This is a genomic window from Chondromyces apiculatus DSM 436 (genome assembly GCF_000601485.1).
Lineage (GTDB): Bacteria > Myxococcota_A > Polyangia > Polyangiales > Polyangiaceae > Chondromyces > Chondromyces apiculatus.
Genome location: NZ_ASRX01000006.1, coordinates 26,251 through 40,102, shown reverse-complemented (window position 1 = coordinate 40,102; position 13,852 = coordinate 26,251). Strand labels below are relative to the sequence as shown.

Below are 13,852 nucleotides of genomic sequence, written 5' to 3'. Positions count from 1 at the left end.
CGCGCCTGAATCAGCGGTCCGCGCGGCGCCTGCGCAGGCGGGGGTCGAGGACCAGGCAGACGAGATCCAGGGCGAGGGTCATCGCCACCACGACCGCGGCCGCGAACAGGACGGTGCCGACGAGGAGCGGCGCATCGCGGTTCTGGAGCGCCTCCACGGTCATCTGGCCGAGGCCAGGCCAGCGGAAGAGCTTCTCCACGACGACGGCGCCCGACAGGAGCGCGCCGAGATCCAGGGCGGCCAGCGTGGCCAGGGGCACGAGCGCGTTGCGGAAGGCGTGGACGAGGAGGGCGCGAAGGCGTGAGGCCCCTCTGGCGCGCGCCGTGCGCACGAAGTCTTTGTCCAGCAGCCCGGAGACCTCCTCGCGCGCGACCCGCGCGTAGAGCGCGCACCCGTGCACGCCGAGGGTCAGCGCGGGCAGCACGAGCGCGGTGAGCTGCTCGGCGGTGGTCTTGCCGTAGCCATCGTAGGGCAGGAGCCGCAGCCGGTACGCGAGCACGTACTGGAGCACGAGGCCGATGACGAAGGCGGGGACACTGACCGCGAGGAGGGTGGCGCCCACGGTGGCGTCGTCCCAGAGAGAGCCGCGGCGGGCGGCGGCGGTGAGGCCGAGCGCGAGGCCGAGGGTGAGCTGGACGAGGAGGGCCGCCAGGGCGAGTTCGGCGGAGCGGGGCGCCTTGGCCTCGATGAGCGCGGCGACAGGGCGTCGGTAGTGGAAGCTGTAGCCGAGATCGAGGTGAAGTCCGAGAGGGAGCGGGGTGCAGCTCCGGTGCGCGGCAGGGGAGGCAGGGGCGTCCGGGGACGCCGGCGCGGGCGCCGCGTGCACGAGCCGCGCGACGTAGGACGCGAGCTGGGCAGGGAGAGGCTGGTCGAGGCCATGGACGCGGCGGGCGTGCGCCACGTCGGCGGCAGAGGCCTGGGGGCCGACGAGCATCCGCGCAGGGTCGCCGGGCAGCACGTAGGTGATGACGAAGGACAGGGCGGTCACGCCCACGACGACGAGCGCGGCCCAGCCGAGGCGGCGCAGCAGGTAGAGGAGGGGAGCGATCACCGCGGGGGGCTTCCTGAGGAAGGCGCGGCGGAGGGGGCAGGGGTCGGGGCGAGCCAGACCTCGTCGAGGCGCGGAGGCGCGACGGGGCTGCGCGCGTAGCCGCGGAGGTACGGGGGCCACAGCTCGAAGATCCGCGACGTGTAGAGCGGCACCCAGGGGGCCTCGTCCCGCACGATCTCCTCGGCGCGGAGGTAGGCGGCCATCCGGCGGGCCGGATCCTGCTCGACGCGCGCTGCGGCGAGCACGTGATCGAAGCCCGCGTGGCGGAAGAAGGCGTAGTTCTGGGAGCCCTCGTCGTGGATGGCCTCGGAAGAGAGGGTCGGCTCGAAGAAGCTCGAAGGGTCGGGGAAATCGGCCTGCCATCCCGCGAAGCCCATGGTCACGGCGCCGCGACGCGACACCTCGGCGAGGTAGGTCGCGAAGCTGACCAGCCGCAGCCGGAGGCGGATCCCGGCGCGCGCGAGCTGCTGCTGGAGGACCTCGCCCACGGTCTGCTCGAACGAGTCGGGCACGGCGAGGTAGTCGATGGGGTGGGGGTAGCCGCCGCGGCCGGTGTGCGGATCGAAGGGGTAGCCTGCCTCGGCCATGTCCGCGAGGGCCCGGGCGAGATCGTGCTGCCGCATGGGGACGTCGCGCGGGGGGCCCGGGAGGGCAGGGGGGAGGACGCGGTCGGCCGCGACGATGTTCGGGCGCAGGCGCTCCAGGACCGCCGGGTCGACGGCGTGGGCGACGGCGCGGCGCATGGCCGGGCGATCGAAGGGAGGCAGCTCGGTGTTGAGGAAGACTGCGTTGATGCGCGGGCTGATCACCCAGCGGCCCCGGCCTGCCCAGGCGGGGTCGTTCTGGTAGCGCGCCGTGTCCGCAGGGGTCAGCTCGCGGAGCAGGTCGATCTTTCCCTCCTCGAAGAGGTAGCGCTGCGTCGTGGCGCGGATGCCCGTGTACCAGGTGACGGCATCGAGGTGGGGGAGGCCCGGGCGGAAGTAGCCCTCGTGGCGGTTGAAGTGCACGGCCGTGTCGCGATCCCAGCGGACGAGCTTGAAGGGACCCGCGCCGCAGGGGAGCACGGGGTTCGCGGCCTCGGCCACGTCGCCCATGGAAGGGCACACAGGCGCCATGAAGGCGAGCGTCATGCGGGGAAGAAACGTCGCGTCGGGCGCGTCGAGGTTGATGGCCACCGTGTGCGCGTCGTCCGCGCGCACTCCGGCGAGGTGCGGTGCGCGGCCCGCGTGGAACTCGGCGAAGCCCTGGATCATCGCATAATGGCTCGCGGCGGGGCTCGCGGTCCGCGGGTGGAGGGTGCGCTCGATGGAGCGCTGGACGTCGACCGCGCGCAGCTCGGCGCCGTCGTGGAAGCGCACGCCGTGGCGCAGGTGGAAGAGGTAGCGGCGCCCGCCCTCCTGCACCTCGACCCTGGTGGCGAGGTCGGGGGTGAGCCTTCCTTCGTCGTCCCAGGTGAGCAGGCGCGCGAAGAGGAGCTCGTCCATCATCAGCGCGGCTTCGTCGTAGGCGAGCGCCGGATCCAGGGTGCGCACCTGGACCGAGGTGGCCAGCCGCAGCTCTCCGCCCTGAGCCACGGGCTCCGCTGGGAGCGACGAAGGCGCGGCACCGGGCGGAGGCGTGGGAGGGACCTCGCTCGGCAGCGTGCCCGGGTGCGGTGCGCCGTCCAGGGGAGGCCTCACGGAGAGTTCGGGCGTCGCGGTCACGGTGAAGAGCAGCGCTGCGCCCGCGAGGAGGAGATCGACGGGGAGGCGCCGCGAGGGCAGGGCAGCGGGGCGAGCCGGGTCGAGGGCGCGCTGGAGCCCCGCGCCGATCCGGTTCCAGGCGAGCACGTTGAGGAGGATGGCGAGCGCGGGTGCTGCGCCGAGGAATGGCCGGACGGCGAGGGAGGGCTCCGCTTCGAAGAGCATGCGCCCCCAGGTGGGCGTGGGGGGGGAAACGCCGACGCCCAGGTAGCCGAGCGCCGCCTCCGCGAGGATCATCTGCCCCACGCCGAAGCTCCCCAGGGTGGCGAGCGTGCCGGCGACGTTCGGCAGGACGTGCCGCCGCACCACGTGCAGCGGCCCTGCGCCGAGCGCGCGCGCCGCTTCCACGAAGTCCTGCCGCGTGACCTCCATCGTCCTCGCGCGCACCAGGCGGGCGGTGAGCGTCCAGCTCGTCAAGCCGAGCACGAGCGTGAGGGTGCCCATCTCCGCGCGTCCCACCGCGATCCCGATGGCGGTGACCACGAGCAGGTACGGCAGCGCCAGCACCACGTCGACGAGTCCCAGCAGGGCACCGTCCAGCGCTTCGAGGCGCGTCCCGGCCGACATGCCGGCAACGATCCCGGCCACGGCCCCCATCGCGGTCGAGAGCGCTGTCGCGGCGAAGGCCACCGTCAGCGAGACCCGCCCCCCGCTCGCGAGGCGGGCGAGGAGATCGCGGAAGATCGCATCGGTACCCAGCCAGTGCGCAGCGCTCGGACCGGGGGGGGCGCCGGCCACATCGCGGGCGAGCGTGAAGTCACTGGTGAGGGGGGAGTGCGGGGTGACGAGTGGCCCGAGCGCTGCGAACAGGATCGCCGCCACGGCGAGCGCGATGCCGAGGCGCGCCGCGCGGTCCTGCCGGAAACGGCGGGCTCCCTCCTCGCCGAGCAGCGCCCGGAGGGGGGACGTTGCCGCCGCGGCCGTCGCGATCCTGTGGGACAGGGGAGGGCTTCGCCGGGCGGGCTGGCCTTGCTCCCCCTGGCCCCCGGACATCAGCGTCGGCCCTCCAGGAACTGGGTCACCAGCGCCACGAACTCCCGCGGCCGCTCCTCGTGCGGCGAGTGCCCCGCGTCCATGATCTCCAGCCGGGCTCCCGGGATCTCTCGCGCCAGCCGCTGCGCGCTCACCACCGGGAAGAGCTGGTCGTCCCGGCCCCAGACCACCAGTGTCGGGCAGGCGATGCGGGTGAGGCGCGCGACCACCGGGCGGGCGTCGAGCCCGGCCCTGAGCACGGCGTGGGCGCTTTCGCGGGCAGAGGGGCCGTTGAACAGATCGTAGTGACGCTCGACCCGGCCGGTGGGGAACTTCGCCTCGGGACCGAAGATCGTGTCCCGGAAGTACGCGCGGAACATGGAGCGAGACCAGAGCTGCTTGAAGAAGATGCCCCCGATGACGGGGACGAGCGGGAGCTTCCTGCGCATCCCCATGGGGAACGGGTAACAGAGGGGATCCTCGACCACGAGGCGCTGCACGAGTTCCCGGTGCCCGGCTGCCAGGGTGATGGCCACGGCCCCGCCCATGGAGTGGCCGACCACGTGCACCCTGCCCACCCCGAAGGCCGCGATGAGATCGGCGATGGCCTCGGCGAACGCTTCGATGCCGTAGGCGTAGCGAGCCGCGCTGGGCTTCTCGCTCTCGCCGAAGCCTGGCAGATCCGGCGCCAGCACGTGGAAGCGTGCGGAGAGCGGACCGATGATGTCCTCGAAGGCCAGCCGGCTCGTCAGGAAGTCATGGATGAGCACCACGGTCGGGCGTGTCGTCGCGCCTGCCTCCAGCACCCGCATCCGTACCCCGCTGGCGGTGACGTCGCGGACGACGTACTCGACGGCCCTCCCTGCGGCCCCGTCCCGCGCGCCTCGGTCCACGTGCGGAGGGCTCTCCTTTACAGCAGCCATGTCCGGCAGAGCCTACCAGCCCTTTTGTCCAGCGAGATTGATGTGTGACAAGGTGCGTGTGCGGGTTTCGCCGCGCGCTGCGTCACTGCCGTCCGTCCAGCGGTCGATGGCCTCTCAAGACACGTGAGAATACTTACTTAACCATCCCGACCAGACGCCTCCAGGTGGGGTTCCATGCTGGGACATTTCGTGTCCCATGCAGTCGCAGAAACCCTTTGACAGGCCGCGTCGCGCGACGTGGATACATTCTTTTTGCGTGCGTAATTGACTGTATTCCATTCAGTGGAATACAGTCGCGCGCATCGGTTGGGGAGTGGCGATGCCGCCGCCCCCGACGGCTCCGGGAGGCCGGTGTGCAGAGGATTCCCGACGACGTGCTGGATCGCATCGAGCAGGAGCACGCCCAGGGGATCACGTCGAGCGAAATTCTCGATCTGTTCGCCGCCCACGGGCTCAAGTTCAGCGAAGCGACACTACGGAAATACGTGCAGCTCGGCCTGCTCCCGCGGAGTGTGCGGGTAGGCCGCAAAGGAAAGCATCAGGGCTCCCAGGGGATGTACCCGGTCACCGTCGTCCGACAGATCCAGCGGATCAAGGACATGATGGCGCAGGACTACACGATCGAGGAGATCCAGAGGGAGTTTCTGTTCGTTCGGGGTGAGATCGAGGAGCTGGAGCGGACAATGGCCAAGGTCTTCGATGCACTCAAGGAAGCCGCGAAGGAGCGGCGAAGTGAGACGAGCGGGAGGGCAATCGCCCAGGACCTCAGCACGGCCGAGGGACTGGCGAAGGAGCTCCTCGCGAAGCTCACCATGCTCGAGGAGCGCCTGATGGCACAGGCGCGGCTCTCGAGAGGATTGATGTCTTCCAAGCAGGCCGCTTCCTCCTAGGAAGCAGCCAGCGGTCATAACAACTGGCGCTTCGGGACGGGTCGGCCCTGTCCTGATGCGCTCGATGGCGTTCGACGTTCCGGCGAGATCCGCCGGAGAAATCTGGACGGCCTTTCGGTGCGCGAGCTCGGCCTCGCGCGCTCGGGGGACGTGCGTGCGCAGAGCGGAAAACGGAGACAGGCGCATGGCGATGGCGACTGATATCGAGCTTGAGGTGTTCGAGGGTGCAGGGGCAGAGGTCGGTGATGCCGAACTCGACGGGCTCGGAGGCCCGATCGTGGAGGGCGCGCTGGCACGCAAGGCCGAGCTGGCCACGTCTGCCAGCGCCGTCACCCGCGAGCAGCGGCGCTCGCGGCGCAAGCGTGAGGTCCGCGCGCGGACCATCAGCGTCAAGCGGATGACGAAGCGCGAGCTCGAAATCGGGCGGATGCTCTATCCCGAGACGGACTACTACAAGCCCCGCACGCGTGCGGAGTGCGTGGACGGTCCGCGTCCCTGTCCGTACGTGTCGTGCAAGCACCACCTGTACCTCGACGTCTCTCCGCGCACCGGGGCGATCAAGCTCAACTTCCCCGATCTCGAGGCCTCGGACATGAACGAGTCCTGCGCGCTCGACATCGCGGACCGGGGCGGCACGACCCTGGAGGACGTGGGCGCGATCATGAACCTCACCCGGGAGCGGATCCGGCAGGTGGAGGTCAAGGCGCTGGCGAAGCTCGAAGCGCTGCGCGACATGAACGCGCTGCGCGACTACGTCGATGAGGGCCCCGTCGGCAAGCGCCGCCTCCCGGTGCTGAACCGGCCCGAGGTCGACGAGGATGACGACCTCGACGAGGACGAGGACGAGGACGAGGACGACGATCTCGACAAGGCTGACGACCGCGCCGCGCTGCCGGCGGCGGACAGCGCCGCTTTCGACGGCGGCGAGTGAGTTCGCCGTCCGCGCGTCGGCGCTGACCAGCGCTCCTTGACTCGGGCTACTCAGGTCGCGCGTCGACGCTGACCAGCGCGCCTTCGGCGAGCGTTGCGGCGAGCCAGGCGCGCCACGTGGCGAGGCTCGTCCGCGCCGTCGCTCCGCCCGCCGGGGCACGGCCGCGCCACAGATCGACGAGCCGACGCCGGGGCTCTGCGCGCGCCTCGCGTTCGCGCTTCGCCACGCTGGCCTCCGCACGCGCCAGATCGTTCTCGGTGACCCGGGTGGCGAGCCCGGCGAGCAGCGCGTGGACCCGCGTCGCGACCTCGTCGAGCTGCGCGGCCCTCGCCCGGACGTCGACGACCAGCGCTGCGGCCCGCGGGCCCCCCACGATCCGCGTCGCGACGTGCACCTGGGACGCCCCGCCGCCGACCCCAGGACCGGAGCCAGGGGGAGGGGAGAGCGCCGCCGCGAGCAGGCCGCCCTCTCCGTCGAGCGCCGCGGCCGTCAACCGCGCCATGTCCCGCGCCGCCGGGCCCGCGGGCAGCGGCGCGCCGACCAGCGACTGGCCGAGATCCGCCTCTCTGGGCAGCACCGCCGTGTAGCGACCCTGGCGCGGCGCACCGAGCGCTGGCGTGGCGCAGGCGCGCTGCGTGAGCCTGGGCGCCAGCCACCGGTCGATGGCCGCCCCTGCCGTCGCGGCCTGCGCGGCGTCGGCGTTCACCACGATCGCCACCCGCAGCGGCCCCGCGGCGAGCGCTTGCCAGCGGTGCCGCGCCGCGCTCGAAGCACTGCCGACCACCCGGTCCCAGAGCCCGAAGGGCTCGACCCATGACGGGTGGTCCGGCGCGATGGCTGCCGCGAAGACCCCGAGCGCCGCCGCCTCCGGCCCTGCCGTGCGCTCCAGGTGCCCGAGCGCCGCCGCCCGCGCGACCGACAGCGACACCGGCTCCGGTGCCGTGCCCGTGAGCACCCGCGCCGCCGCCTCCGCCACCCGACGCGCGAGATCCACCGGCGTCTCTGCGCCTTCGCCGAGCGGTGCGTGGGCGATGACGCCCACCCCCTCCGGCGCGATCCAGGGCTCCAGCGTGACGTCGACGTCGCGCCGCTGCTGCACGGCCGAGAGCGCTGCCAGCGCCGTCGCTCCCGCGTCGTTGACCCCTTCCTCGGCCACACCGCACGGGCTCGCGAGCAGGACCCACACCTCGCCCTGACCACGCTCGACCGCGACGCGCCGCTCGACTGCGGCCTGCGATGCGGGAGCGAGCGCCTTCCCCAGCTCTGCCTCGAAGCGCGCGCCCACGGAAGCCTCGCCCTTCGCCGGCAGCTCGCGCCGCGGCGGGAGCGCGAGCACCGTGGCCCAACGCTCCTGCCCCTCGACGCCCGCGCTGGAGAGCGCCCACCAGGCGGCGCGTGAGGCCGCGTCGCGCGCGTCCGCTGCGGTGAGGATCTGCCGAGACACCACGCCCGGGCTCGGCGGCAGCGCGAGTTCCGTGCGGACCTCCTGGCGCACCAGCGCCGCCACCAGCGCCGCCACCGTCTCCGGCGGTTGCCCCGGCGGCATCTCCGGCGCGTCCACGGTGACGCTCACGCACCCACCTCGCGGCCGCGCCACCCCCAGCACCTCCACGGGCGTCCATGGCGTCCCGAGCGCCGCGAGCCGCGCCCGCAGCGGTGCGTTTTTGGCCCCCAGCCTCTCGGCTGCCGACGCCGCGGCGAGCGCGCTCGGCACCCGCACCGCGAGCGCCACCCTGGCGCTGCGGCCATCGAGCTGCATCGACGGGTACGCCGCGACCGTATCTCCCTGCGGCCAGGCGTCGACCGCCGCTTCCCCGTGCGGCCATGACCCCACGTGCTCCAGCGCTGCTTCCGCCTCCTTGCAGAATGCCGAGGGCCCCACCGCCGAGAGCGAGGTTCTTCCGGCGTGCAGCGCCGCCTTCCGCCACGCCTCCAGCTCGCGCACCCCGGCGGGCGTCGCCAGATCCGGCACGGGCTCGTTGCCCGCGAGCCCGAGGCGCCCTGTGCACGCCGCCACGGCCCCCAGCTCCGGCGCATCGAGCGGCGCCTCCCGCAACCCGAGCACCCGCCGCCGCGCCAGATCCACCTCGGGGCTCCCTGCCACCACCGGCTGCGTGAACGCTACCACCAGCGCGCTGAGCAGCGCCTCCACCTGTCCCCGCCCCGTCATCCACGCCCGCACCCGGAACGCGCTCCGGTCGGCCCCCACCTCGACCTCGAACCCTGCTGCCCGGAGCCGCGCCTCCACCACACTCGCGAGGGCCACCGTCGCGGCCGGCCCGAGATCCGTGGCCACCGCCGCCACGAACGCCGGCGCCGGATCCCCCTCGCGCGAGACCAGCGCCAGCCGCGGCCGCTCCTCGAGCTGGCGCACCGCGATCTGCCCCACGCTCCCCTCGGGCGTTGACAGCAGCGCCTGCGCTGGCGCCTGGGCCCTCGGCACCTGCCGCTCGCACCCCGCACTGAGCGCCGCGAGCGCCGTGAGCGCTGCAAGCGCCGCGAACCCCGCAAATGCGCCGGCCTGCCTCACCGCCGTTGCGGAGCCCCTCCTCTTCCTCGCCCGGCCAGGGGCGCGACGCTCGCGACGCTCGTAACGCTCGTAACGCTCGCGACGCTCGTAACGCTCGCGACGCTCGTAACGCTCGCGACGCTCGTAACGCTCGCGACGCTCAGGGGAGGTCATCCGCCGCGCAGGCTCAGAGTTCGAAGTCCGCGGGTGAACGCGGCGCGATCCTGAAGCCATAGAAGTAGGTGAGCACCCCCGAGACCGCCTTGAAGGTCGACCCTTCCAGCACCGGTCCCAGGGACTTCAGGTCGTACAGCTCGTTCGAGATGCGCACGATGTCGCTCGACTCCACGCCGGCGCCCATGTTGATGCGCGCCGTGTAACGCCCGCTGCTGTCCGAGGGCGCCCCCGCGATCTGCACGTTCTCCACGCGCACCAGCATCCCGATGTAGGGGCGCGCGTTGTCGTACCCGAGCAGCGCCGAGAGCGGCAGCGTCGTCGGCTGCACCTCGCCCCCCTCGAAGCGGAACGACATGGTGCCGCCGATCTCCGGGAGCGTGCGGCAGAAGGGGAACCGACCGACGACCGGCCCGGCGAACTCCATGATCACCCCGGAGACGTCGGTGACGTCCCCCGGGGCGAGCCGGAGGTCGGGCGGCGAGAACGAGGGATTGAAGATGGTCATCCCGAACGCCGGCGTTGGCACGCCCTCCTCGGGCACGTACGCCGACTGCGCCAGCGTATCCTGCACGTAGTAGTTGCCCGTCGCGCCTTGGCTTGTCTCGTCGTAGCGATCGATGGCCACGACCGTGATCCCGGTGACGCGCACCGAGCGGTCTGCGGGGTAGGAGCAGCCCCCGCTCGCCTCATCGTCCGGGTCGAGCCAGGTCGGGTGCCCGATCACGTCAGAGAGGCGCGCGCCGTCGCCGAAGGCGCTGGCGAGGGGCTCGGAGTGCGCGTCCCCGTTCCCGCCGCCGCATCCGGCGACGGCAGAGAGGGCAACGAGCGCAAGGGCGATGCAGGTACGGTCCAGCACGAGGCCTCCGCGGGCCTCTTACCACAGGGCCGGCGACGGCAGGCGCGCTTTATCGGGCGTCCGCGCGACCGCAGGCGTCCGCGCGACCGCAGGCGACCGCGCGCTCGCGCGACCGCGCCCCCACCACCGTCGCGGCCGCACGTCGGGGCAGCGCCTCGCACCGCCGACCACGCCGGACACGCCGGACACGCCGGACACCAGCGCGCCGGACAGGGCCTCGAAGGTGCTATACCCCGCCTGTGCTCACCGGACGTGCTCTCGCCCTGGTGCTTCTGGCCTGGTCCCTGGTGAAGGTGCTCCTCGCGCGCCTCACCGGCAGGAAGAACGGCCTCGCACTCTTCCACGAAAACTACGACGCCGACCGCCTCCCGCCGCTCTCGCCGAGCGAGCGCCTGGCGCTCCCCTCGTTCTCCGGCTGCATCGCCTGCGGCCGCTGCGACGTCGGCGAGGCCGAGCGCATGGCCGCCTCGAACGGCGCCTACCCCGGCCTCATGGCCGTCGTCCTCGCCTCCGCGCGGAGCATGCCCGACTTCGACGCCGCCGCGCTCGCCATCCGGCACGTCCCCGAGGACGTCCTCGCGCAGAAAGAGACCATCTGCCCGACCGGCGTCCCTTTCCGGGCCATCGCCCGGTTCATCCGCGACAAGGCCGACTTCATCGCCGCGGGCGCCGCCGAGGCCCCCGCCCCACGCCGTCTCCCCCTCGCGCCCGCCGCCGGCCACGCGGGCCACGCGGACCCCACGGGCCACGCGGACCCCACGGGTCACGTCGACCACGCTGGAGGCGCCGCATGAAGGCCTCGCTCGCCCTCTCCGTCGCGCTCCTTGGCATCCTCCTGACCGCCTGCGGAGGCTCCTCCGCGCAGGCCCGCCCCGCCACCGGACCGACCGACCTCCACCCGCCCTCGGACGCCGGAGACGCAGGCGCGGGCGAGCAGCAGCAGGGGCGCGCCAGCTACTACAGCGATCGCCTCACCGGCCGCGCCACCGCCAGCGGCGAGCCCTACGACCCCAAGCTCCTCACGGCCGCCCACCGCAAGCTCCCGTTCGGCACCATCGTCGACGTCATCCGCCCCGACGGCCGCCGCGTCCAGGTGCGCATCAACGACCGCGGCCCCTTCACCAAGGGCCGCATCATCGACCTCTCCCGCAAGGCCGCGGAGACCATCGGCCTCGTCCGCGAGGGCGTCGCCGAGGTCACGGTGGTGGTGGTGTCGAAGCCTCCCCCCCGCCGACGCTGACCTGGTTCACACGGCCGGAGACTTGGCCCCTGCCGTGTGGATCAGGACACCAGGCTGAGCCGCGGCCCCGCCGTGAACGCCGCGATGTGACCGCTCTCCTCGGCCACGTACACGTCGCAGCGCTCGTCGACCCGCAGCAGGTCCGGGATCAGATCCGTCGGCACCTTCCCGAGCGGCGCCCCGTCCCGCGACCTCACCACGTGCACCTCGCTCTGCGGCACGAACAGCGCCCCCGACCGCAGCACCGGCTCCAGCCGGCGCGGCCGGTCTCCCTCCGCGCCCCCACCGAACACGTGCCGGTAGCGGATCTGCCCGTCCTGCGCGCTCACCCCGAGCAGCTCCCCGCCCTCGCTGTTCACCACGATCACGTCGTCCACCACCATGCACGACGCCGCGCCCGCGCACGCCGACACGTCGAAGCGGATCGCCCCGGTCTGCCGGTCGAACCCCACGATCCCCGTCCCGCGCCGCCCGTGCGTCACCACGCACACCGTCTCCGCCGACAGGAGCGGTGCCCCCACGGGCGCCCCGTGTGCCGGCAGATCCACGCTCCACCGCGCCGCGCCCGACCAGGGATCCAGGTGGTGCAGCCGCGCCCCACCGCGCCCCAGCGTCGCCCCGTCACCGGCGAGCGCGAACAGCGCGTCGTGGTCCACGGCCACCGGCGCGTTGAACCGCAGCCTGTCGCAGAACCTCCACACCACCTCCCCGGTCAGCACGTCCAGCGCTGACAGCGAGGGCTCCCCGCTCACCACCACCACCAGCTTGCCAGCGCGCCGCAGCCGGAAGCTCTCGCCGCGCCGCGCCGCGTACCGCCAGCGCACCTCGCCCCCGTGCAGATCCACCGCCGCCAGGTGCCGCGCGCCCTCGCTCACGATCAGCGTCCGCGGCAGCCCCGGCGCGCTCACCACGGCCCCTGCCGCGCTCCCGCCCGCCCGCGGCGACAGCCGCGTCGACCAGGCCACCTCGCCGCTCGCCAGATCGTGCAGGCAAAGTGTCCCGTCCGGCAACAGCCTCCCCAGCCCCACCGGCGTCATCACGCTCACCGCCCGCGGTGCAGGCTGCTGCCACACCAGCTCCCCGGTACGCCGGTCGAGGCACCAGATCTCCCGCGCCGTCCCCGCGAGCAGCACGTCCCCACACAGGAACGTCGCGCGCAGATCCAGCGACGGGATCGCCGTCACCCACCGCGCCGAGAACCGGAGCCGCGTGCGCGAGAACGTGTCCGCCGTCGCCTGCGCCGCCGCCGCGCGCGTCGCCTCCGCGAACGCCCGGTAGCTCTCCGGCGCCTCGTTGATCTTCGCGTCGTTGCGGGTCACCTCCCGCAGCCGCTCGGACAGCTCCCGCACCCGTGCCCGGAACGCATGCAGCCGCAGGTTCGACGCCTGCGACCTGTCCCGCCGCGACAGCGTGCGGCAGAGCGCGCGCCCGAAGGCCACCACCCCCTGCGCCAGTGCCGCCACGTCGATCGCCGGGAAGGTCCAGGGCTGCGCCCGTCCCTCGCCCCGATCCACCGTGCGCGCCCCGCCCCCGTCCCTCGGCCGCGACACCCCCAGCGTCAGCGACAGCCCGCCCTCGCTGTGCACCCGGATCCCGAGCAGCGCCCCGCCTGCGGTGACCCGCCGGTGGTAGGGCCGGCTCCGCGTCCATGCCTCCAGCGCCTCCAGCGACAGCGCCGTGAGCTGCTCGGCCACCACGAACACCAGCACCTCGGGCAGCTCGCGCGCGTGCTCTCCCACCGCGACCCGCACCCGACCCCGGAACAGCAGCGAGAACAGGTCCGCCCGCTGCACTGGCGGTGGCGCCGACTTCACCACCCCGCCGCGCGGCTCCGCACCCTCGTTCCCCTCGGGTGCCGGCCCCGTGCGCAGGAGCGCCTCGGCCGACACCATGACCGGGATCTCCCCGTTGGGATCCATCGCCACTGACGACAGATCCACGGCGGGCTCCTCGTCGGGGAAAGGAAGCGCCCCCTCCAGGCGACGGCGCGCCGCTGCCAGGCGCGGCACGAAGACCGCCGGTGCCTCCCTGCCAGCCCGATCGAGCGCTGCCAGCACGTAGCTGCAGAGCGCCTGACCTCCCATGCGCCGCTCGTGCAGCGCCACCGCCGGCACCTCGCCGCCCTGGAACGTCGTCGCGTACACGTCGCGGCCCACCCGTTCCAGCCCCAGCTCCCACGGCTCGGGGTCCACGCACAGGCGCACCACCGCGCGCGCCCGGCGCCCGGAGGCCAGGTCGGCGACGGCATCGGCGAGGTCGCACAGGAGCGCGACGGGCTCCGCCTCCGCGTGGAGCGGCAGCGCCGTGGGATCCTCGATCCAGGCCGGCGCTCCCCGCTCGCGCGGCGTGCTCTCCAGCAGCTCGAGGAGCGCGTGCAAGATCGACGGCTCGGTCGAAGAAGTTCGGGTGTTGTCGGCGACGAGAGAGAGTCCGTGCATCCGACGCGAGATGCTAGGGACCACGCCCCTCATTCCTAACTTTTGTGCTCGCATTGCCGCGGATTGGACAAGCCCGCGGGCTGCGGCTAGTGGCCCGTCACCCCGGCATTTCGCGGCGTTTCG

At 73.1% G+C, this 13,852-nt stretch carries 10 protein-coding genes; 4 read left to right on the top strand and 6 right to left on the bottom strand.

Features of this window, described 5'->3' with window-relative positions; genetic code table 11:
• Positions 1 to 10: 10 nt before the first annotated feature.
• From CAP_RS04655 to CAP_RS04645, 3 genes are read right to left on the bottom strand one after another with little or no spacing between them, the layout of a single operon-like run.
• Positions 11 to 1,051 carry an ABC transporter permease gene (locus CAP_RS04655; RefSeq protein WP_063748638.1) on the bottom strand — a complete coding sequence of 347 codons (1,041 nt, stop codon included), beginning with the start codon at positions 1,049 to 1,051 and terminating at the stop codon, positions 11 to 13.
• Positions 1,048 to 3,786 (bottom strand): ABC transporter substrate-binding protein, encoded by a 2,739-nt coding sequence (locus CAP_RS04650; RefSeq protein WP_052374163.1) that lies wholly within the window; start codon positions 3,784 to 3,786, stop codon positions 1,048 to 1,050. The genes CAP_RS04655 and CAP_RS04650 overlap by 4 nt, the downstream gene beginning before the upstream one ends.
• On the bottom strand, positions 3,786 to 4,688 hold the full coding sequence (locus CAP_RS04645) for an alpha/beta fold hydrolase (protein WP_081864554.1): 903 nt from the start codon (positions 4,686 to 4,688) through the stop codon (positions 3,786 to 3,788). Before CAP_RS04645 ends, CAP_RS04650 begins: the two co-directional genes overlap by 1 nt.
• A 353-nt stretch (positions 4,689 to 5,041) precedes the next feature.
• Between CAP_RS04645 and CAP_RS04640 the strand changes: the two genes are divergently transcribed.
• The gene (locus CAP_RS04640) at positions 5,042 to 5,578 is read left to right on the top strand and encodes a MerR family transcriptional regulator (protein WP_044236540.1); all 537 of its coding nucleotides are present in this window, start codon (positions 5,042 to 5,044) and stop codon (positions 5,576 to 5,578) included.
• A 190-nt stretch (positions 5,579 to 5,768) separates the two neighbouring features.
• Positions 5,769 to 6,509 (top strand): sigma factor-like helix-turn-helix DNA-binding protein, encoded by a 741-nt coding sequence (locus CAP_RS43720; protein ID WP_231511083.1) that lies wholly within the window; start codon positions 5,769 to 5,771, stop codon positions 6,507 to 6,509.
• Between the two features lie 46 nt (positions 6,510 to 6,555).
• Here the strand turns inward: CAP_RS43720 and CAP_RS54855 are convergent, their stop codons facing one another.
• Positions 6,556 to 9,192 (bottom strand): hypothetical protein, encoded by a 2,637-nt coding sequence (locus tag CAP_RS54855; RefSeq protein ID WP_156040490.1) that lies wholly within the window; start codon positions 9,190 to 9,192, stop codon positions 6,556 to 6,558.
• A gap of 13 nt (positions 9,193 to 9,205) precedes the next feature.
• Positions 9,206 to 10,051, bottom strand: coding sequence for a hypothetical protein (locus CAP_RS04625; protein ID WP_044236536.1), 846 nt, complete (start codon positions 10,049 to 10,051; stop codon positions 9,206 to 9,208).
• 239 nt (positions 10,052 to 10,290) lie between these two features.
• Between CAP_RS04625 and CAP_RS04620 the strand changes: the two genes are divergently transcribed.
• Both CAP_RS04620 and CAP_RS04615 read left to right on the top strand, forming a co-directional pair.
• Entirely contained in the window at positions 10,291 to 10,845 is a 555-nt protein-coding gene (locus CAP_RS04620; RefSeq protein ID WP_231511081.1) for a hypothetical protein, read from the top strand.
• Positions 10,842 to 11,291 carry a septal ring lytic transglycosylase RlpA family protein gene (locus CAP_RS04615; RefSeq protein ID WP_044236534.1) on the top strand — a complete coding sequence of 150 codons (450 nt, stop codon included), beginning with the start codon at positions 10,842 to 10,844 and terminating at the stop codon, positions 11,289 to 11,291. The genes CAP_RS04620 and CAP_RS04615 overlap by 4 nt, the downstream gene beginning before the upstream one ends.
• 41 nt (positions 11,292 to 11,332) lie before the next feature.
• Here CAP_RS04615 and CAP_RS04610 read toward each other — a convergent pair whose 3' ends face one another.
• Entirely contained in the window at positions 11,333 to 13,729 is a 2,397-nt protein-coding gene (locus CAP_RS04610) for a PQQ-binding-like beta-propeller repeat protein (protein WP_044236532.1), read from the bottom strand.
• Between the last annotated feature and the right edge of the window lie 123 nt (positions 13,730 to 13,852).

Bases quoted from the DNA above. Each gene is read 5' to 3' on its own strand.
- CAP_RS43720 (WP_231511083.1), top strand. From the start codon at position 5,769: ATGGCGACTGATATCGAGCTTGAGGTGTTCGAGGGTGCAGGGGCAGAG.
- CAP_RS04615 (WP_044236534.1), top strand. From the start codon at position 10,842: ATGAAGGCCTCGCTCGCCCTCTCCGTCGCGCTCCTTGGCATCCTCCTG.
- CAP_RS54855 (WP_156040490.1), bottom strand. From the start codon at position 9,192: ATGACCTCCCCTGAGCGTCGCGAGCGTTACGAGCGTCGCGAGCGTTAC.
- CAP_RS04610 (WP_044236532.1), bottom strand. From the start codon at position 13,729: ATGCACGGACTCTCTCTCGTCGCCGACAACACCCGAACTTCTTCGACC.
- CAP_RS04650 (WP_052374163.1), bottom strand. From the start codon at position 3,786: ATGTCCGGGGGCCAGGGGGAGCAAGGCCAGCCCGCCCGGCGAAGCCCT.
- CAP_RS04645 (WP_081864554.1), bottom strand. From the start codon at position 4,688: ATGGCTGCTGTAAAGGAGAGCCCTCCGCACGTGGACCGAGGCGCGCGG.